Raw genomic sequence first — 17,248 nt, forward strand, 5'->3', positions numbered from 1 at the left:
AGCTTGCGTTATTGCTCAAGACGCGTGGGCGGAACAATCTGACGCATCGATCAGTGAATCGACCTATAAAAACAATCAGAGGTAATTCCCATGCTTCTTCAAGGCAAAGTTGCAATCATCACGGGCGCTGCATCAGAACGTGGCATTGGCCGCGCCACTGCCGTTATTTTCGCCCAACATGGTGCTCACGTAGTCATTCTAGATCTTGATGAATCTGCAGCACGTGACGCAGCTTCATCACTCGGTGAAGGTCACTTAGGCCTCTCTGCAAATGTCGCAGACGAGAACCAGGTCAAACAGGCAGTGGCTCAAGTCATTGCGCATTTCGGTCGAATTGACGTCCTGGTTAACAACGCAGGTATCACTCAGCCTATCAAGACCCTGGATATTCGCCCCTCCGACTACGACAAAGTCCTGGATGTAAGTCTGCGCGGCACCCTGTTGATGTCACAAGCCGTCATTCCGACCATGCGTGCTCAATCCTCGGGCAGCATCGTTTGCATGTCCTCCGTATCTGCCCAGCGCGGCGGCGGTATTTTCGGAGGCCCCCACTATAGCGCTGCAAAAGCAGGCGTTTTGGGCCTCGGTAAAGCAATGGCTCGTGAGTTCGGCCCGAACAATATCCGCATCAACTCTATTGCTCCCGGCTTGATTCATACCGACATCACTGGCGGCTTGATGCAGGATGATCGCCGCCACGCGATCATCGAAGGCATTCCGCTAGGTCGCCTCGGTGCAGCCCAAGATGTCGCAAATGCTGCGCTGTTCCTGGCCAGCGACCTGTCTTCGTACCTCACAGGCATCACGCTAGATGTAAATGGCGGCATGCTTATTCACTAATAACTGTGGGGGCCTTCAACGGCCCAAGTTGCTCTGGATCGACGATACGCTGGGTCTGCGCCTGGCGATCTACAAAAACAAGAGATCAGACCATCATGATATCCACTACTATGACCTCCGACTCGGCCACAGCCGCGCGCTCTAACGCTTACCGCAAGACTGCGTGGCGCCTCATGCCATTCCTGATGCTGTGCTACCTGTGCGCCTATCTGGATCGAGTAAACGTCGGTTTTGCAAAGTTGCAAATGATGAACGATCTCGCGTTAAGCGAAGCTGTTTATGGGCTTGGCGCCGGGATGTTCTTCATCGGTTACTTCCTGTGTGAAGTGCCCAGCAATCTTATTCTTCATCGTGTCGGCGCACGCCGGTGGATCGCGCGGATAATGATTTCGTGGGGCATCATTTCCGCCCTTTTCGCCTTCGTGGAAACGGCTTGGCAATTCTACGGCCTGCGTTTTCTGCTCGGCATTGCAGAAGCAGGTCTGGCACCTGGTTTGCTGCTGTACCTTACCTACTGGTTCCCCTCCTATCGCCGCGCGAAGATGACCGTTCTATGGTTTATAGCCATTCCGCTTTCCGGGATGATCGGTGGTCCTCTCTCCGGCTGGATCATGAACTCATTCGCAGGCTTTCACGGGTGGGCAGGCTGGCAGTGGATGTTTGTCATCGAGGCAGTTCCGACCGTTATTGTGGGCTTGCTGGTACTGAGCTATCTCAAAGACGGTGTACATCAGGCAACTTGGCTGACGGATGGCGAAAAGGAACTGATCAACAAAGAACTGGCTGAAGATAATAGCCAGAAAGTGACTCATGCCTCTGTCGGTGCCTTTTTGCGTGATCGGCGGTTGTGGTTACTGGCGTGCATCTACTTCTGTGTGGTCATGGGTCAGTACGCGATCACTTTCTGGTTGCCAACACTGATCCGCAATGCCGGCGTTTCGAACCCATTGCATATTGGTCTCATGACCAGCGTGCCCTATATGTGCGCGATCGTCGCAATGCTATTGATGGGCCGCAGTGGTGACAAGCACCGCGAACGCCGCTGGCATCTCATCGCACCCATGATCGCCGGTGCCGTGGGGCTAACGCTGGCGGCCGTGTTTGGCGGCAACCTGCTGCTGTCGGTGTTGAGCCTCTGCCTTGCAGCGGCGGGTGTTCTATCGGCATCGTCACTCTTCTGGATGTTACCCACAACTCTGCTCGGAGGCGTGTCCGCTGCGGCTGGCATAGCCGGTATCAACAGCTTCGCCAACCTCGCAGGGTTTTGCTCGCCTTACTTGATTGGTTGGATCACCACTACAACCGGCTCAAGCGCCATCGGCATGTACCTCATCACGGGTGTGCTGTGCATTGGCGCTTGCCTGGTACTGCGCATTCCTGCCGCCTCGGTCAATCGTTGAGTCAACGGAGTAATTACAATGACTGCTACTTCATCAATCGAACCTGCAACTTCGTTAGTACAGCGTGCCCATAATATTCGTCGTCACGCATTGCTCATGGGCCAAGTTCAGGGCCAAGGGTATGTCGGCCAGGCGCTGGGCGCTGCCGACCTGCTCGCTGTGTCTTACTTTCACGCCTTGAGTTACAAGCCTGAAGATCCTGAGTGGGAACAACGGGATCGTTTCTATCTGTCGATTGGTCACTACGCCATCGCGCTTTACGCGGCGCTTATCGAAGCTGAAATCATCCCGCTCGATGAACTCGAAACCTACGGTTCGGACGACAGCCGCTTGCCGATGTCGGGCATGGCCACCTATACCCCAGGAATGGAGATCACTGGAGGCTCGCTTGGCCAAGGCCTAGGTATCGCGGTCGGTGCCTGCCTGGGTCTGAAGCGCAAGCACTCGAAGTCGTTCGTTTATAACTTGCTGTCGGACGGCGAGCTGAATGAAGGGTCGACGTGGGAGGCGGTGATGTCGGCTTCTCACTGGAAGCTCGACAACCTAATCGCCATTGTCGATGTAAACAATCAACAGGCTGATGGTCGTTCAAGCGAAGTTCTGGCGTTCGAACCTATCGTGGATCGCTGGCAGGCTTTTGGCTGGTTCACGCAGCGTGTGGACGGCAACGATCTGGATGCTCTGGTCGAGGCTTTCGACTGCGCACGCAATCACCCCGACACTCAACCCAGAGTCATCATTTGTGATACCAAAATGGGCAAAGGCGTGCCGTTTCTGGAAACCCGAGAAAAAGCTCACTTCATACGTGTGGACGAGCATGAGTGGGACTTGGCCCTGAACAACCTTGATGAAGGTAAAACTGTATGAGCACCTCAAATAACAGCTCTGCCCAAGCTCCCGCAGCAGTGAAAAAGAAGCTGACTACGTCTGCGATGATTGCGTCAATTGCCTCCGAAGGTCAGGCGACTAAATCTGCCCCATTTGGCCATGCATTGGCGGCACTCGCCGATCAGCGCACGGACATTGTCGGTCTTTCCGCTGACCTATCCAAATATACTGATCTGCATATTTTTGCGAAGGCACACCCCGACCGTTTCTACCAGATGGGCATGGCTGAACAGCTGCTGATGAGCGCCGCTGCCGGCATGGCTCGGGAAGGCTTTGTCCCTTTCGCCACCACCTATGCGGTATTCGCGTCCCGCCGCGCTTACGACTTCATCTGTATGGCGATCGCGGAAGAGAATCTCAACGTCAAAATCGTCTGCGGCTTGCCAGGCCTGACTACTGGATACGGCCCAAGCCACCAGGCGACCGATGATCTAGCGATCTTTCGTGCCATGCCGAATCTGATGATTGTTGACCCATGCGATGCACTGGAAATCGAGCAAGCCGTTCCAGCGATAGCGGCTCATCAAGGGCCCGTGTACATGCGTCTGCTGCGAGGCAACGTCCCATTGGTGCTGGACGAATACGGCTATAAGTTCGAAATCGGTAAAGCCAAAACTTTGCGCACCGGCAACGATGTCCTGATTATTTCGACAGGATTAATGACGATGCGAGCATTGGAAGCCGCCAAAGAGTTACAAGCTGATGGGGTAGACGTTGCGGTGCTTCACGTCCCGACCATCAAGCCTCTGGACGAGCAGACCATCCTTGCCGAGGCCAGAAAGCCAGGTCGACTGGTAGTCACAGCAGAGAATCACTCGATTATTGGGGGCTTGGGCGAGGCTGTGGCCACGGTATTGTTGCGCAACGGCGTTACACCCACCTTCCGGCAAATCGCACTACCTGATGCCTTCCTTGACGCAGGCGCTCTTCCTACGCTGCATGATCGCTATGGTATTTCTACGCCAGCAGTGTGCACGCAAATCAAAGGATGGCTGTAACAGCTAAGCCAGGGGGCTGGTGCAGCTCCCTTCTGTAACGGGAGAAGACAATGAACTGTAATCAGCTTCTCGACCCATCCTATGCATATTTCCTGGACGAGCCATCCAGCGAGTGGACACTCGCAACACTACCCGAGATCAGAAACCGGATAAATTCCAGCTTCAAAGCTGCAGGGACAGGCCGTTGCGAACATCGCTGGACATCGGACTCCCCTGACACTACTGGCATTCGCCTATGCCTGTATCGGCCTGACCAGGCTGACGAGGGTGTTCTGCTTCCATGCATTATGTATATCCATGGCGGCGGATTTGTCCTGGGTCGGCCTGAAATGGTCGATGATTATTTAGCGGAGTTGGCGAATGAGCTCAACTCAGTGATCGTTGCAGTGGACTACCGGCTAGCCCCTGAGCACCCATTTCCGATCCCGCTGGAGGATTGCTATACCGCTTTGAGCTGGACTTTTACCAACAGCCTTTCGGTTGGTATCGACACCGAACACGTCGTTCTCATGGGGCATAGCGCGGGGGGTGGGCTCGCTGCTTCGTTGGCACTTCTGGCTCGTGAAAGAAACCAATACCGCATCTCCGGCTTAATGATGATTTACCCAATGCTGGATCACCGCACGGGTTCGTTGGCGACCACTGCTGATAACCCTACGACAGGAAAGCTGAGCTGGTCGCGGGAAGCAAACCAATTCTGCTGGGAATGTTTACAGGGTTCTTACAGCCCCAGTGATGAGAAGGCGTTTTACTTCTCCCCGGCTCTTGCGGTGAGACTGCAGGGGTTACCGCCGAGCTTTATCTGCGTGGGGGCTTTGGATCTTTTTTTAGAAGAGGACGTGAATTTCGCGCTTAATCTATCCCGATCCGGGGTTGCCACAGAGATGCACGTTTATCCCGGCGTACCTCACATGTTCGATCTGGGCCCAGGGGATGTCACTGACCGATGTCGGCGGGATATAGCGGCAGCGCTGAGGAGAATGTTGGCGCGATAGTGACCATAGGCAAGTCAACAAAGCCTTCACTGTGTATCAGATCCACCGGGTAGCTTACGCCCCAAGCGGCACAGTTTTTTCGCCACCTGAAAAACCGTCGTATCGTCGGGTCATCCGTAGTCAGTTGATTGTTTGGAATGACTGGTGGTTATACGTGGGCGCCCCAGATTTTGGTTCCTTATGGCCACCTTTATGACGGGAAGCTCGGAGGTCACTCCCCTGACTATTGCGGTGCGGGGGCGTTGACAGGGTGTGGCGCAAGCTCGAATCAAAAGCGTCGGTGCGAGGGGAGCGGGCGCTCTGAATTTGGCAGGAGGCTGACAGCTATACCGCAAACGTCACTCATGCTTTTGGTTGAAGATGATTGGTCAGATGTTCTGATTCGGAATTTCGGTACAGAGTGAGAAGGATTGAAAGCAGGTTTTTGGGTTATTTGAGTTGGGGGGGCAGGCTAACCGTGCGTCAGGGCTTATTGTTATTCATTGACCTTGCCCCCGAGAAACGTATCCCTTAACCCGGCATCCGGGTTGGGTATCTAAGGTTGCAGCATTTTCCAGTTCTTCTCGTATTGCATCGGACTTACGTAAAGCAGTGTTGAGTGAAGGCGATCCTGGTTGTACCACAGCAGCCAGTTCATGACCTCGTCCTTGGCGGCGCGTCGGGTCTTGAATTTCAGGCCATGCAGGCGCTCCACTTTAAGCGAACCAAACACGGTCTCGCTGCACGCGTTATCCCAGCAGTTGCCGCGTCGACTCATGGAACTGGCGATCCCGTAGGCCAAGAGGGTATTTCGGAAGTCGAAGCTGGCGTACTGACTTCCCCGATCACTATGAAACAGTAACCCTGACTCCTTTGGTGGGTGGCGCTTGAACCAGGCCATGCGCAACGCATCGATCACCAAACTGCTTTTCATCCGCTCATCCATCGACCAACCCACGATTTGACGGCTGAACAGGTCGATAACGACGGCCAAAAATAACCAGCCCTCATCGGTCGGGATATAGGTGATGTCACCCACCCAAGCCTTGTCTGGCTCCGTCACAGTGAACTGACGATCCAGAAGATTGGGTGAAATCGGCAAGTCATGGGCGCTATCGGTCGTGACCCTGAAACGTCTTTTGCCCTTGCCGTAAATGCCGTGGAGCTGCATCAGCTTTTGCACACGCTCCTTGCCGACACGAACACCGTCAGCCAGCAACCCCCGCCAGATCCGAGGCCAACCGTAACTGCCACGGCTACGGGCATGAGCAACGCGGATGTGCACGAGCAATGCCGTGTCGCTGACACCTCGTTGAGGGCCATTGGCTGCACAGCGGACTTGGTGACCGTGAAAGCCGGTAGCACTGACGCCCAGCACCCGGCATTGCACGCCAATAGGCCAGAGACGCCGATTATCAAAGATGAACGCGTACTTCAGCTGGATGCTTTTGCGAAGTACGCCGTCGCCTTTTCCAGAATGTCGCGCTCCATCTTGACGCGCGTCAGCTCGGCTCGCAGACGGCTTATCTCCATCTGCTCGGGAGTGACAGGCTTGATGTCAGCGCCGGTCAGCCTGCCTTGTCGATGAGCCTTTACCCAGTTGAACAGGGTTTGGTCAGACATACCCAGAGAACGGGCAGCGGCAGCAAGTGTCAGGCCGGTATCAACCAGTCGCACGGCCTCAAGCTTGAACTCGAGGGTGTATTTAACGCGGTCTGTCTTGGACTTAGTCATGTCGTATCCTTGCGGCTATTGAGATGCATGGCAAGGGATACGTTTTTCAGGGGCAACGTCACATTTCTGCACAGAAGAAGATCTTCGCTCACCACTCCCTATGCTCATCACTTTGGTTTGATGCCTAGGTGGAGAGACATGAGCCATTGAAGCGAAAGGCTGTACCGAATGGGTAGGTGGGTTTTACGCTGAGAAGCCTTGAAAGGTGGAGCGGGTAGAGGGAGTCGAACAGGTACGGTTTTTAAAGGCTTGCGGAGGGGGATTATCCATCACCATACACATGACCATACACGGTGTTAGGGGCTACGCCGGATCGGCTAGCCCCATCAGTTCATGCCTTCAGGCAGCGTCGCGTCTGGTCGCACCTCGCTCCAGCTTTTTAGCTGCTATCCACGCCTCAACCTCGGCCAGGTCGAACCGAACCCGAGCTCCCCGGCTGGCGCTGGTTTTGATCGGTTCCGGGAAGGTCTTGTCACGTACGCGCAACTTATTCAGTCCGGACACCGATCCCATCCCCAGCATCTTCACAACTTCTGGATTGCCCACCAGCTTGGTGTTTTGAAACTCGCTCATGTCATGCCCTCGGTTTGTCATGTCGCTCTGCCTTCCTGACTCGTCAGGTTTTGGTCTGTTGCTGAAACTGCCGCATCACGGCCGCGCGTCACTCGCGTAGGAAAAGCCTCTCCCTCCCAGTTGCCTGGGTTGCCGCGAATTCGCTCGCGCTCTTGATACATGTGCGGACGCTTTTCGCTGAACGCCTGGGCGCATGCCTCAAAGCGTTTGCCCCCGTCCTCCATCGCTATCAACTGCTGGCCAACCTGCGAGCCGATCTGCACCCAGCCGGACTTGTCGCGTCCGAAGTTTTCCGTCTTGAAAAGGCGGTATCGGTTGCGATGGCCTGTGCCTGGCGAGCTGGACTCGGTGTTCATGTAGAACTGCACGCCGTCCTGGCGGGCGTGTAGGACTGTCTTAGCCATCAGATCGGTCTCCTGATTCCGCCACGGTACGAAGCTTCAGCGCGATCCCGCAGGAGTTGGCCAAGCCAGTCAACTGGCCCACGGTCGTGGCCGGGTCTTGAAGTGCCTGACCGAACCGAATCAGACGCTCGCCCAGGCTCTCGAACTCGGTGCGCAGGTGGAGCTGGGGGCCTTGGCTGAGTGTGCTCATGCCTGCTGCTCCTGGTCAGCCTTTGCAGCTTCGTGCGCAGCGGCCTTGGCCAGCGCATCAAGCAAGAGCTCTTGCCGCTCCTGGCCATGCAGGTACAGGCGAAGGGCGCGGATCACGACGGTGTTCATGCTGGTGTCGCTTGATGCCGCTGCACGCTCGACCTCGCTTCGCATGTCGCCCGGGAAGCGCACAACGAACTTGTCTGCACCGCGGCTACCACCTTCATACCGCTGCATGGCGATCACTCCCGGTGCGAGGGTTGGCCAACTTGGCGGTACGCATCTCGGAGCGGTCGACAGCCAAGTCTGCCGGAGCATCAATGCCCAGACGGATCTGGCCATCGCGGCCACTGATCACGGTAATTTTGATGTTGTCGCCAATGACAATTGATTCGCCGAAGCGACGGGTTAGACACAGCATGGTGCAACTCCTTTTGGTTTCTACAGGCAAGCCGAGGGCCTGCCGCGATTGTTGGCTTTCGCAAAATCAGGTTTGTGTTAGGCGGCTTGGAAAGCCTCAAAGCGGCCGACGGAAACGCGGCTCTCAATGCGACGCTCGCCTGGACGGCGAACTCGATTGAATGAATTGTCATTGGTGGCCGACTGGCCGACGAGAATTGCGCACAAGGTGATGATCATTGGACTGATCAAACCGCGCCGAAATGCTTCTGCAACAAGGGCGGGGCGCTTGTAAACGCCGAGCTTGTGCATGCAGGATTCGATGCGGCCTTTGATTGATCTCGGCGAGAGACCGTCATGCTTGGCGATCTCCTTGTCGGTATGACCGGCAGCTACGGCAAGCAGGCACGACAGCTCACGCTCGGCAAGGCCAAGACCGAGTTTTCCTTTCCATGTGCCATTGCTGATGTATTGCATGAGGAGCCACCCGTGACCAAAGTTGTCGTCTGGCGGCTATAGTGCTGGCGGGATTTATCTATGTCAATCCCTGCGGGATTATATTTTACAGGCCAGGTATTTTTGCGTCGATAACGCGCCCGATTATTTCCCAGTTGCCGTCGATTTCGATCGGTTTAAAGCCTGGGTTGAGGGGCATCAAGTATGCGACCCCGGCGTCGTTTAGGTACTGCTTGAAAGTGGTTTCGCCATCAAGATGACGGGCTACGTAGAACTTGCCGCTGATTAAATCGAAGCCTTCTGGCTGAACGAGTATTTTCGTTCCTTCTGGAAAGCTCGGAACAGCTTGCGTAGTCATCGATGGGCCTTTTACGTCAAGCCAATACCCTCCCGCACCAGCATTTTCGGTCGATCCTAGATACTCCTCGGCATGACCCGCAACATAATCAGTGGGCGATTCGGCTCTATCTCCCGCTGCAATCCAACTGATTAACGGGTAGCTCATCGCAGGCCGCCAAGGGTGTAGAGCGGGCGATACATTGGAAACACCATCGGTTTCAGTTGAATAAGTTTCACGCATTTGCCGAGCCAGTTCGCGTAGATCCTGGCTGGAAACCGTCATTTCTCCGATGGCCTTTGCCAGCCTTGGACTGAACTGCTCAACACGAGTGCCAAGGACTTTGGCGACCTTTGCGGCGAACTCCATATTCAACGCATTGCGCCCATTTAGATAATGGCTAAGTGACCCCTGATTCATGCCCAGTAGCTCGCCCACCTTTTCCTGGGTGAGGCCCAGACGATCCTTGTTTGCCAGGTAAATCGCCTTGAGGGCAGCACATTCGGCAAGTTCTTCTTCGGACAACGGTCGTTTTTTCATGGGTGAACCTTATGGGCAGCGGGATTTTGAATCAAATCCCGCAGGCATTGACTTTTATAAATCCCGCTAGCACTATTTAAAAGAACCGAAATAGTGGAGTCACCCCGGTGCAACGAATTCCTCTTGCTGAATACGCAGCTAAGCGACATGCCGGTACAGCCGAAAAGCTCGGAATGAGCCAGGGCTCGTTAAGCAAGGCTATCCGTGAAGGGCGATCCATCTTCGTGATCGTGTCCGACGACGGCAAACTGTCCGCCCTCGAAGAGAAACCGTTTCCAAGTCAGCGGCGAGGCAACTCAGCTCACCGATGCACAAATAATAATCCCGCAGGCTCTGAATTGTCAGGCTCAAAAGTACCTGTTAATCCATCCAGTACCCAGCAGGCTTCCCAGTGACCGCCTGCCAATCCAAGTTTTTGCTGTCCGGCTAACCCAAACGCCAGGCACAAAAAAGCCCGACCTAAGTCGAGCCTTTTGTTCAGCACCCGCGCCAACGGGAGCTGCACATTCACTTTGCTTCGAGAAAATCAAAATGAAATCAGAAAATATCACCCGTTCAACTTCAGCGCAAGTATCCCTCCTCACCAAAGGCGTTGAGTTTGGCGAAACGCCAATTGCAAACCGAGGCGAATGTCTGTTTCAGACAGTTCCTGAAATGGCAGTTGAAGACGCTCTGCAGAAAGCCCGGACGCTGTCTTTAGGGCTCTCCCAGATTTGCGAGGACATGAGCGAGTCCATCAATTACGGGAATCTCGTTCACTGCGATGGCATGTCAGTTCTAGGTTTCGTGGCTGAGGCGATTCATGCGCTGATCTGCTCGACCCAGGATGGCATCACCGCCCCCGAGCAACATGGGACAGGCCAATGAGCATCCCCTCCCTTGGTGAGTTGATCTTGGATGTAGATCAAGCTTTCCCTGCCGAGTCCTCAGGAATCGCATTGACTTCTCACCAAATAACCCAGCTCAAACGCATCCGGCAAGCATCAGGAGAGACTGCGAATGTCCTAATCACCGGCATTGAGGCGATCGGCGAAATGATGGGGCTGACTGAAGGCGGCGAAATGTCCACTGAGTCCGTTGTGGGTATCGGCTGGCTTCTCAAAGAGCTGGCAGGCCTAACCCGCAGACTGCAAGAAGAGCGCAACGCCGCAGGCCACAAGCTGGAAAACATGAGTTCCGCGCCACAAAACGGCGCATCTGTAAATCGTGGCGCGAGTGATGGGGGTGCCCAATGAGCAATCCAGAGCATTACACACACGTCGCCAAGCGGATCGCTGAATCCCTGGACACCATCGGAATTCTTTCTGAAGTGCTGGCAGAAAACACTGTTGCCCGCGAAGGCTCCGACGAAGGCGAGAGCGACGAGCAACTGAGCTGCAGATGCGAGGCCGGTGTGCAGGCCGCTATTCGTCTTATTGCGATGGCTGCATATACCGACCTTCAGTCGATGGCCCAAGGCTTGGGGATACCAGAATGAACCTGATCACCAGCACGGCCCTGACCATGTCATCCCAACAAATTGCCGATCTTGTCGGTTCCCGCCATGACGATGTGAAACGCTCAATTGACCGCCTTGTTGCAAGAGGCGTGATATCCCAACCGCCAGTGGCGGATGGGCCAAGGTCGGCCAACGGCGTCGTGGTTCAGGAGTACCACGTTTGCAAGCGCGACAGTTTCATCGTGGTGGCACAGCTCAGTCCTGAGTTCACCGCGGCGCTGGTCGACCGCTGGCAAGAGCTGGAGGATCAAGCCGCTCGCCCGATGACCCAGGCCGAAATCACGGCGGCGAACGCTAACCACTTGGTGGAAATGGAACGCCAGCAGCGTGAACAGCAGGTTGCCATCGACCGGATCGAGCGCCGGGTTGAGGTAATCGCCGAACAGCGGGTTTGGGATCACTGCCCACAGAACTGCATTCCGCTCGGTCGCATCCAGGCAGAAATGAACAAGGCCTACGGGCTGTCCGGACCGATGGTTTCGTTCGTGCTGCGCCAGTGGCCGAACCAGCCCAATCACGCAGGCATGGTCCGTAACGTCCACGAGGAAGCGAAGGGCAGCCAGTACATCGTCTGGTCCAAGAGCCTCGTTACCGCCGCGTTCAAACGCTTCGTCTCCGAATGCCAGATGGTCAGCGCCACCCAGGCTACACACCCTTATTTTGAAGGCCGGTTTCGACTGGTGCGTAAGGTCAAATCATGAGCAAAAAACCGTCCCATCAGCAGCTTGTTGAGCGTGTGGCAGCTCTGACCGTTGACTGGTATCGCGCGCAGGCGCTCGTCCGAGACGTGCGAAAGCTTCTCAATAACGAGTATCAGCAGTACTTCGCTGCACACGGCGAGCCCGAGCCGAACTTTCGCCGAATCAACCCTGACGACCCGGCCTACATGCCAGTTATCAACTTCACGAATCAGACATATGAGCAGTTGCAGAAGGCCAAGCAAGCGAAGGGCAGCGCGAAGCGCCGCATGGAGAACGCTGTGCGCGCTCTGATGGCGTATCGCGGCGAGGTCATCGAAGCGCCAAGGCTTGCACCTGTGCGTCGTGCCAATGCCTCAGGGGAGACGCTGCAATGAGCATGGAATTGATGGTAAAGGCCATGAAGACCAAGGTGGGTAATCCTCTGCGCAAGTTGGTGCTGGTCAAATTGGCGGACAACGCCAGTGATCAGGGCGAGTGCTGGCCGTCGTACCAGCACATCGCAGACCAGTGCGAGATTGGCCGCTCAACGGTCAAGCTGCATGTTCGCGAGCTAGAAAAGGCCGGGTTTTTGCGTCGAGAGTACCGCCGGAAAGGTGAGCTTAATCAGTCCAACCTTTTTCACTTGTCGCTCGATGGTGGGTCATCAGATGCCCTACCGAGTGGGGCACCAGATAACCCACCTGGGGCAGGAGATAACCCAGGGGGTGGGGCAGGAGCTGCCCCCAGAACCAGTCACTCTTATGAACCAGTCAATGAACCTAAACCTGTGTGCAAAACAGGTACGGTGAAAGGGTTTGATCAGTTCTGGAAGCTGTACCCTCGCAAGGTCGGAAAGGACAAGGCGTTGAAGGCCTGGCAAAAGCTTCAGATGACCGAGGCCCTGTATGACCTGATCGTCGCAGCGCTGGCCAGGCACGTGCTGACACCGGGCTGGGCGAAGGACGACGGCCAGTTTATCCCGCACGCCGCCACCTGGCTCAACGGCAAGCGCTGGGAGGATGAAGTGGAACTGGCCGGCAAGACCGGTTCGGGCTCCCGTCACACCCAGCTCGATCAGGTGGACCACACCGACGGGCTGGAGCTGGACGACAACGGTAACTACCGGATTGCGGGAGATGGCCAATGACCACTCAACCGCGCTACGCCATCGATACCCGCCAGAGCGATTGCTCAACACATGGCCGCTACACTAACGCGCTGGTCGAGCAGTTCGGCGCAGATCCGGTCTGGTACGGCTGCCCTGGCTGCGAGTTCGATAACCGTCACTCGGCTGACATCAGCATCCGAGCTGGCGGCGTGCTGGTCCACACCGAGCGGTTGCTGAACTCACGGCTGCTCGATTCATGCATCCCGGCCCGGTTCCAGCAGGCCACCCTTGAAAACTGGGTTGCTGGGAATGAAGACGCCAAGACGAAGGTATGGAACGTCGCCACTGGCTTCGTGGAGGCCTTCGCCGAAAACTATCAGGTCGGCCGCTGCGTGATGCTGCTGGGGCAGGTAGGCACCGGCAAGACTCATCTTGCCACCGCCATACTGCAGCAGGTCATCCGTTACTTCGGAGCCCAAGGGGTACACGGCCTGTACGTGACTGCCGGTGGCATCATCCGCTGCATCAAGGACACGTTCGGCTCGCAGATCAAGACCGAATCGCAGGTCTATGCCGATCTGATCGGCCCACACCTGCTGGTGATCGATGAAGTGGGATTGCAGACCGGCACGGACTTCGAGCGCCAAGTGCTCTTCGAGGTGATCAACGGGCGGTACGAGCAGCTCAAGCCGACGATTATCGTCAGTAACCTGAGCATCACCGATTTGAAAGTGAGCATGGGGGATCGCGCGGTGGATCGGCTGCGTGACCGTGGCGGGCTGGTCTGCGTGTTCCGCTGGCCCTCGGCGCGAGGTGCAGCATGAGCCGCGAACTTTACAGCCTTGAGGCCGAGCATGGCCTTCTGGGCGCACTGCTGCTGGACGCTTCACTGTTCGACGCCATCACCGCACGCATCACAACGGCCGACTTCGCCTATGACGACAACGCTGCGATGTATCAGGCAATCATCGATACACACGCCACCGGCCAGCCTGTCGACGTGGTGACAGTGGGGTTTGCATACCCAGACCTCCCGAGCGGGGAGCGAACCCTGGCCTACGCGTCAGAAATCGCCAAGAACATCCCCAGCACGGCCAACTGGGCCGGATATCAACGCATCGTGCTGGAGCGTTCCGCGCTGCGCAGAGTGGTTGAGGCGGCGGAGGTGATCAAGGATTCGGCCAGTGAAAGCTTGCCAGTCGCTGACATCATCGCGCTGGCTCAGCAGGCGACGGCGGACTTGCGCGACCTGGGCGCACCCGACCGGAAGGATTACTACAAGTACAGCGAGGTCTTGCCGGGCGTAATCGACGGCATTGACAGTCGGTTCAACGGAGCAGCGCAGCTCGGACATGAAACCGGGCTCAAGGATCTTGATGATCTGATCCGAGGCCTTCGCAAAAAGAACATGATCGTGATAGCAGGCCTGCCGGGGTCAGGGAAAACCTCGCTGGGCGTGCAGATCGCTCAGAAAATTGCATGCACTGACAACGGCGTCGGGCTCATCGTCTCGATGGAAATGACGAAAGAGGAGCTGGTCACGCGTGGTCTCGCATCAGTTGGCGGCATAAGCCTGACCCGCATCGATCAGGGGCACACGCTTCAGGATGACGACTGGCCCCGCCTCACCAGCGCTGTGAACGTGCTGCAGAACTCTAAGTTGTTCGTCTGCGATGAAGAAGGCATGACCGCCGCCCGCATTCGCTCAACAGCCAGGCAGGTGCAGCGCAAGGAAGGGCTCAACATTGTGGTGGTGGATTACATCGGCCTGATCGCCGCCGAGGGCGCTGGTCAGAACCGAACGCTCGAGCTGGGCAAGATATCTACGGCGCTGAAGAACATGGCCAAGGAGCTGGACGTGCCGGTGATCGTCCTGGCGCAGCTCAACCGCGGATCAACCAACCGCACGGACAAAAAGCCACGCCCTAGCGACCTGCGCGACTCGGGCCAGATCGAGGCCGACGCCGACGTGGTGATTCTCGTTCACCGTGACCCCGACAGCGAGGAAGGCCAGAACGGCGTCACCGAGTTGATCGTGGGCAAGTGCCGCCACGCCAAAACGGGGTCGTGCATGGTCCAGCAGCAAGGGCAATTTGTCCGTTTCGTGGACTTTGCCGGTAACTCCTACGCGACGGACGAAGAGGTCGAGATTGGCCGCGCCTTTGCGAACCGTGGGTATCGGGGGAGGGCAGGTAATGAATGACCTGGTGAAGACACTCACTGTGATCATGACGGACGCAGAGATCCGTCGGCATGCCTCACGCCTGCACGTGCGTGCGCTGCGCGATGCTCGGCACCCTGAACTGCACTTCCGCTATTCCACCGTCGACCGCGCCAAAGGATCCTGGCATGTGGTGGTGCGGGGCAAGTGGGGCAAGGCTGGTAACTATCCCGGCATCAACGCCAAACTGATGCAGTCCACGCTGGCGAGCATCCTCGCACGCCGATCTGCGGACCCGGCGGCAAACTCAGTCACAACCAGCTGGGCCACGGTCGGCGACGTGCTGACCTGGTACACCGACCGCATGAGCCGCGACCGGGGGTTGTCAGTCAAGCGCAAGGCCAGCGCCCAGTCTGCGCTGCGCCGCCATCTGGTGCCCCGGCTCCAGGATGTGGAGCTTGAAGCCCTGACCAGCCCTACGCTGGACAGGCTGTTGATGTGGCCCATGCAGGAGCGGTACGAGTTGTCTTTCGTGCGCTCGGTGTACGGCGTGCTGGCCGTGGCTTTCCGCCAGGCGACCCGGCTGGCGCTTCTGGACACCAATCCGATGGCCAGCTTCAAGTACACCGACTTCGTACAGACGCGAATCCGGCCCAAGGCTGCCCGACTGCGCAGTGATGATCTGCCGCCTTTGCTGCTGGACCTGGCTGAACGTATCGACCGGGCACCACTGGAATCTATGCTCGCGCTGATGATGCTGTGCCACGGAACCCGCCTGGGTGAGACGCGGTTGGCCCGCTGGAAAAACGTGAACCTCGCGACCCGGCAGTGGTTCATCCCGGCGGCAGACACCAAGACCAAGGCGGAGCACACGCTGCCACTGACACCGCAGGCGTGCGCGCTGATCGAGCGTTACCGGAGGCTGCAACAAACCAGCGGGTATCAGGGGCCATTTCTGTTCCCTGGGCGCTCCGGTGCAGCGATCAGCGCAACGTTGGCCAGCACCCTGTTCACGGGCTTGGCCAAGGGCGAATGGTCCAGCCACGACTTGCGCAAGGTGGCCCGTACAGCGTGGGCCGATCTGGGCGTTGACTACATGGTCGGTGAGATGTTGCTCAACCACGCCATGAAGGATCTGGACGCGACTTACATCCATACCGCCGCCGAGGGCCTGAAACGCCAGGCGCTGGAGGCGTGGCACAACTACCTCGAACAGCACGGGCTGACCCCTTTGCTGGGTGAGACATATGCAGGACACGAAAACATGAAACCTACCCCGCAGGCCATGGATATTAAGGCGTTCAGCGATTCTCAGTATCCATCCCAAGGGAGGAAGCATAACGAAAAAGCAACCTCCCACACCCCAATCGGAGGAGGCGGCGATGAGTAAGCTCGCGATAGCAGCACCCCGCAGAATGCTGGCGGACTTCTCCCCAGCCGTTTATCAGAGCGTCATGTCGGCAATCGTTCGCGTCCTGGCGACTGACAACATCGACAATAGTGCCAAGCAGAGCTGGCAGAAGCTCATCGACTCCGGCGGGAGAACGGGCGGTTCAAGGGCTCTGCTGTCAGCACGTGACCAGTTCGATTACGACTGCTGCCTGCACGCTCTGCTGCACCGGGAGTTGAGCAAGGCCCACTGGGATCTGCTGGTGGGCAAGTTCTCTACCAGCAAGGGCAACCGCGTCGGTGCGATATCCAGGACGGTCTATCGCATCAACTCGCCAGCGCCGGCCCTGTTCGTCTACAAGGCCACCACTGTGTGGTTTATCCCCAAGATGAAGGGCGTACAGGGCAAGCGATCCAGTGACGTCGCAATTCTCCCAGCAGAGTTTTACGACATGAACACATGGGACACGGAGGCCAGGCCAGCATCGACACGGGGCCGCTGGAGGCTTGGGATTCACAAGTGTCTGGAGGCGATGCAGGAGGGTGCGGTGGTGCATGTAACGGAGATTCTGGATCGCGAACAGCTGTTGTGTGATGGAGCTTGACAACCATGGGCAAATGGTTGAAATTGCCGCCCATCATATGATCTCTGCGCGCTAACGGGATCGAATCGAAAAAGC

24 protein-coding genes are annotated in these 17,248 nt (G+C 56.9%); 16 read left to right on the top strand and 8 right to left on the bottom strand.

Annotated elements, in window-relative coordinates:
* The first annotated feature begins 90 nt into the window (after window positions 1-90).
* From N018_RS05170 to N018_RS05190, 5 genes are all read left to right on the top strand, one after another.
* Window positions 91-840: an SDR family NAD(P)-dependent oxidoreductase gene (locus tag N018_RS05170; protein ID WP_025388988.1), complete on the top strand. Its 750-nt coding sequence runs from the start codon at window positions 91-93 to the stop codon at window positions 838-840.
* A 95-nt stretch (window positions 841-935) separates the two neighbouring features.
* Window positions 936-2,240: an MFS transporter gene (locus N018_RS05175; protein ID WP_200866325.1), complete on the top strand. Its 1,305-nt coding sequence runs from the start codon at window positions 936-938 to the stop codon at window positions 2,238-2,240.
* An 18-nt stretch (window positions 2,241-2,258) separates the two neighbouring features.
* Window positions 2,259-3,107: a transketolase gene (locus N018_RS05180; protein WP_038401033.1), complete on the top strand. Its 849-nt coding sequence runs from the start codon at window positions 2,259-2,261 to the stop codon at window positions 3,105-3,107.
* The gene (locus N018_RS05185; RefSeq protein ID WP_025388990.1) at window positions 3,104-4,126 is read left to right on the top strand and encodes a transketolase family protein; all 1,023 of its coding nucleotides are present in this window, start codon (window positions 3,104-3,106) and stop codon (window positions 4,124-4,126) included. Before N018_RS05180 ends, N018_RS05185 begins: the two co-directional genes overlap by 4 nt.
* Before the next feature lie 50 nt (window positions 4,127-4,176).
* Complete coding sequence (locus N018_RS05190; RefSeq protein ID WP_025388991.1) at window positions 4,177-5,121, top strand: alpha/beta hydrolase; 945 nt, start codon at window positions 4,177-4,179, stop codon at window positions 5,119-5,121.
* Between the two features lie 535 nt (window positions 5,122-5,656).
* On the opposite strand, the gene N018_RS26100 is transcribed toward N018_RS05190, so the two are convergent.
* The 8 genes from N018_RS26100 to N018_RS05235 form a co-directional block, all read right to left on the bottom strand.
* A protein-coding gene (locus N018_RS26100) for an IS3 family transposase (protein ID WP_195757160.1) occupies window positions 5,657-6,834 on the bottom strand; the annotation gives its coding sequence in 2 pieces (ribosomal slippage) (window positions 5,657-6,561 and window positions 6,561-6,834; 1,179 coding nt in all).
* A gap of 339 nt (window positions 6,835-7,173) precedes the next feature.
* Window positions 7,174-7,407 (bottom strand): helix-turn-helix transcriptional regulator, encoded by a 234-nt coding sequence (locus N018_RS05205; RefSeq protein WP_005745586.1) that lies wholly within the window; start codon window positions 7,405-7,407, stop codon window positions 7,174-7,176.
* A 17-nt stretch (window positions 7,408-7,424) separates the two neighbouring features.
* A complete protein-coding gene (locus N018_RS05210; protein ID WP_025388992.1) occupies window positions 7,425-7,811 on the bottom strand; it encodes a hypothetical protein in 387 nt (128 codons plus the stop codon).
* The gene (locus N018_RS05215; RefSeq protein ID WP_025388993.1) at window positions 7,804-8,001 is read right to left on the bottom strand and encodes a hypothetical protein; all 198 of its coding nucleotides are present in this window, start codon (window positions 7,999-8,001) and stop codon (window positions 7,804-7,806) included. The genes N018_RS05210 and N018_RS05215 overlap by 8 nt, the downstream gene beginning before the upstream one ends.
* Entirely contained in the window at window positions 7,998-8,237 is a 240-nt protein-coding gene (locus N018_RS05220) for an Arc family DNA-binding protein (RefSeq protein WP_025388994.1), read from the bottom strand. Before N018_RS05220 ends, N018_RS05215 begins: the two co-directional genes overlap by 4 nt.
* On the bottom strand, window positions 8,224-8,421 hold the full coding sequence (locus tag N018_RS05225; protein WP_025388995.1) for a carbon storage regulator: 198 nt from the start codon (window positions 8,419-8,421) through the stop codon (window positions 8,224-8,226). Before N018_RS05225 ends, N018_RS05220 begins: the two co-directional genes overlap by 14 nt.
* Before the next feature lie 77 nt (window positions 8,422-8,498).
* Window positions 8,499-8,876 carry a LuxR C-terminal-related transcriptional regulator gene (locus N018_RS05230; protein ID WP_025388996.1) on the bottom strand — a complete coding sequence of 126 codons (378 nt, stop codon included), beginning with the start codon at window positions 8,874-8,876 and terminating at the stop codon, window positions 8,499-8,501.
* An 85-nt stretch (window positions 8,877-8,961) separates the two neighbouring features.
* The gene (locus N018_RS05235; protein ID WP_025388997.1) at window positions 8,962-9,732 is read right to left on the bottom strand and encodes a LexA family transcriptional regulator; all 771 of its coding nucleotides are present in this window, start codon (window positions 9,730-9,732) and stop codon (window positions 8,962-8,964) included.
* A 107-nt stretch (window positions 9,733-9,839) separates the two neighbouring features.
* Between N018_RS05235 and N018_RS26105 the strand changes: the two genes are divergently transcribed.
* The 11 genes from N018_RS26105 to N018_RS05285 all read left to right on the top strand — a co-directional run bounded on the left by N018_RS26105 (window position 9,840) and on the right by N018_RS05285 (window position 17,173).
* Window positions 9,840-10,127 (top strand): Cro/CI family transcriptional regulator, encoded by a 288-nt coding sequence (locus N018_RS26105; RefSeq protein ID WP_080274791.1) that lies wholly within the window; start codon window positions 9,840-9,842, stop codon window positions 10,125-10,127.
* A 136-nt stretch (window positions 10,128-10,263) separates the two neighbouring features.
* On the top strand, window positions 10,264-10,599 hold the full coding sequence (locus tag N018_RS05240) for a hypothetical protein (RefSeq protein ID WP_025388998.1): 336 nt from the start codon (window positions 10,264-10,266) through the stop codon (window positions 10,597-10,599).
* Window positions 10,596-10,967 carry a hypothetical protein gene (locus N018_RS05245; RefSeq protein ID WP_025388999.1) on the top strand — a complete coding sequence of 124 codons (372 nt, stop codon included), beginning with the start codon at window positions 10,596-10,598 and terminating at the stop codon, window positions 10,965-10,967. Before N018_RS05240 ends, N018_RS05245 begins: the two co-directional genes overlap by 4 nt.
* The gene (locus N018_RS05250) at window positions 10,964-11,209 is read left to right on the top strand and encodes a hypothetical protein (protein WP_025389000.1); all 246 of its coding nucleotides are present in this window, start codon (window positions 10,964-10,966) and stop codon (window positions 11,207-11,209) included. Before N018_RS05245 ends, N018_RS05250 begins: the two co-directional genes overlap by 4 nt.
* The gene (locus tag N018_RS05255) at window positions 11,206-11,931 is read left to right on the top strand and encodes a Rha family transcriptional regulator (protein WP_025389001.1); all 726 of its coding nucleotides are present in this window, start codon (window positions 11,206-11,208) and stop codon (window positions 11,929-11,931) included. Before N018_RS05250 ends, N018_RS05255 begins: the two co-directional genes overlap by 4 nt.
* Window positions 11,928-12,305, top strand: a complete 378-nt coding sequence (locus N018_RS05260) for a hypothetical protein (protein ID WP_025389002.1) — start codon at window positions 11,928-11,930, stop codon at window positions 12,303-12,305. Before N018_RS05255 ends, N018_RS05260 begins: the two co-directional genes overlap by 4 nt.
* Entirely contained in the window at window positions 12,302-13,057 is a 756-nt protein-coding gene (locus N018_RS05265; RefSeq protein ID WP_025389003.1) for a helix-turn-helix domain-containing protein, read from the top strand. Before N018_RS05260 ends, N018_RS05265 begins: the two co-directional genes overlap by 4 nt.
* Entirely contained in the window at window positions 13,054-13,842 is a 789-nt protein-coding gene (locus N018_RS05270) for an ATP-binding protein (protein WP_025389004.1), read from the top strand. Before N018_RS05265 ends, N018_RS05270 begins: the two co-directional genes overlap by 4 nt.
* Window positions 13,839-15,221, top strand: a complete 1,383-nt coding sequence (locus N018_RS05275; protein ID WP_025389005.1) for a replicative DNA helicase — start codon at window positions 13,839-13,841, stop codon at window positions 15,219-15,221. Before N018_RS05270 ends, N018_RS05275 begins: the two co-directional genes overlap by 4 nt.
* Window positions 15,214-16,569 (top strand): tyrosine-type recombinase/integrase, encoded by a 1,356-nt coding sequence (locus N018_RS05280; RefSeq protein ID WP_025389006.1) that lies wholly within the window; start codon window positions 15,214-15,216, stop codon window positions 16,567-16,569. Before N018_RS05275 ends, N018_RS05280 begins: the two co-directional genes overlap by 8 nt.
* A complete protein-coding gene (locus N018_RS05285; RefSeq protein ID WP_025389007.1) occupies window positions 16,562-17,173 on the top strand; it encodes a hypothetical protein in 612 nt (203 codons plus the stop codon). Before N018_RS05280 ends, N018_RS05285 begins: the two co-directional genes overlap by 8 nt.
* Window positions 17,174-17,248: the final 75 nt, after the last annotated feature.

The organism is Pseudomonas syringae CC1557, from assembly GCF_000452705.1.
Classification (GTDB): domain Bacteria; phylum Pseudomonadota; class Gammaproteobacteria; order Pseudomonadales; family Pseudomonadaceae; genus Aquipseudomonas; species Aquipseudomonas syringae_F.

What these genes read in the sequence shown, in the direction of transcription:
- N018_RS05225 (WP_025388995.1), bottom strand. Translation starts at nt 8,421, where the DNA reads ATGCTGTGTCTAACCCGTCGCTTCGGCGAATCAATTGTCATTGGCGAC.
- N018_RS05180 (WP_038401033.1), top strand. Translation starts at nt 2,259, where the DNA reads ATGACTGCTACTTCATCAATCGAACCTGCAACTTCGTTAGTACAGCGT.
- N018_RS05190 (WP_025388991.1), top strand. Translation starts at nt 4,177, where the DNA reads ATGAACTGTAATCAGCTTCTCGACCCATCCTATGCATATTTCCTGGAC.
- N018_RS05185 (WP_025388990.1), top strand. Translation starts at nt 3,104, where the DNA reads ATGAGCACCTCAAATAACAGCTCTGCCCAAGCTCCCGCAGCAGTGAAA.
- N018_RS05235 (WP_025388997.1), bottom strand. Translation starts at nt 9,732, where the DNA reads ATGAAAAAACGACCGTTGTCCGAAGAAGAACTTGCCGAATGTGCTGCC.
- N018_RS05270 (WP_025389004.1), top strand. Translation starts at nt 13,054, where the DNA reads ATGACCACTCAACCGCGCTACGCCATCGATACCCGCCAGAGCGATTGC.
- N018_RS05285 (WP_025389007.1), top strand. Translation starts at nt 16,562, where the DNA reads ATGAGTAAGCTCGCGATAGCAGCACCCCGCAGAATGCTGGCGGACTTC.
- N018_RS05175 (WP_200866325.1), top strand. Translation starts at nt 936, where the DNA reads ATGATATCCACTACTATGACCTCCGACTCGGCCACAGCCGCGCGCTCT.
- N018_RS05215 (WP_025388993.1), bottom strand. Translation starts at nt 8,001, where the DNA reads ATGAGCACACTCAGCCAAGGCCCCCAGCTCCACCTGCGCACCGAGTTC.
- N018_RS05240 (WP_025388998.1), top strand. Translation starts at nt 10,264, where the DNA reads ATGAAATCAGAAAATATCACCCGTTCAACTTCAGCGCAAGTATCCCTC.
- N018_RS05230 (WP_025388996.1), bottom strand. Translation starts at nt 8,876, where the DNA reads ATGCAATACATCAGCAATGGCACATGGAAAGGAAAACTCGGTCTTGGC.
- N018_RS05250 (WP_025389000.1), top strand. Translation starts at nt 10,964, where the DNA reads ATGAGCAATCCAGAGCATTACACACACGTCGCCAAGCGGATCGCTGAA.
- N018_RS05205 (WP_005745586.1), bottom strand. Translation starts at nt 7,407, where the DNA reads ATGAGCGAGTTTCAAAACACCAAGCTGGTGGGCAATCCAGAAGTTGTG.
- N018_RS05280 (WP_025389006.1), top strand. Translation starts at nt 15,214, where the DNA reads ATGAATGACCTGGTGAAGACACTCACTGTGATCATGACGGACGCAGAG.
- N018_RS05265 (WP_025389003.1), top strand. Translation starts at nt 12,302, where the DNA reads ATGAGCATGGAATTGATGGTAAAGGCCATGAAGACCAAGGTGGGTAAT.
- N018_RS05210 (WP_025388992.1), bottom strand. Translation starts at nt 7,811, where the DNA reads ATGGCTAAGACAGTCCTACACGCCCGCCAGGACGGCGTGCAGTTCTAC.
- N018_RS05220 (WP_025388994.1), bottom strand. Translation starts at nt 8,237, where the DNA reads ATGCAGCGGTATGAAGGTGGTAGCCGCGGTGCAGACAAGTTCGTTGTG.
- N018_RS05275 (WP_025389005.1), top strand. Translation starts at nt 13,839, where the DNA reads ATGAGCCGCGAACTTTACAGCCTTGAGGCCGAGCATGGCCTTCTGGGC.
- N018_RS05245 (WP_025388999.1), top strand. Translation starts at nt 10,596, where the DNA reads ATGAGCATCCCCTCCCTTGGTGAGTTGATCTTGGATGTAGATCAAGCT.
- N018_RS05255 (WP_025389001.1), top strand. Translation starts at nt 11,206, where the DNA reads ATGAACCTGATCACCAGCACGGCCCTGACCATGTCATCCCAACAAATT.
- N018_RS05260 (WP_025389002.1), top strand. Translation starts at nt 11,928, where the DNA reads ATGAGCAAAAAACCGTCCCATCAGCAGCTTGTTGAGCGTGTGGCAGCT.
- N018_RS05170 (WP_025388988.1), top strand. Translation starts at nt 91, where the DNA reads ATGCTTCTTCAAGGCAAAGTTGCAATCATCACGGGCGCTGCATCAGAA.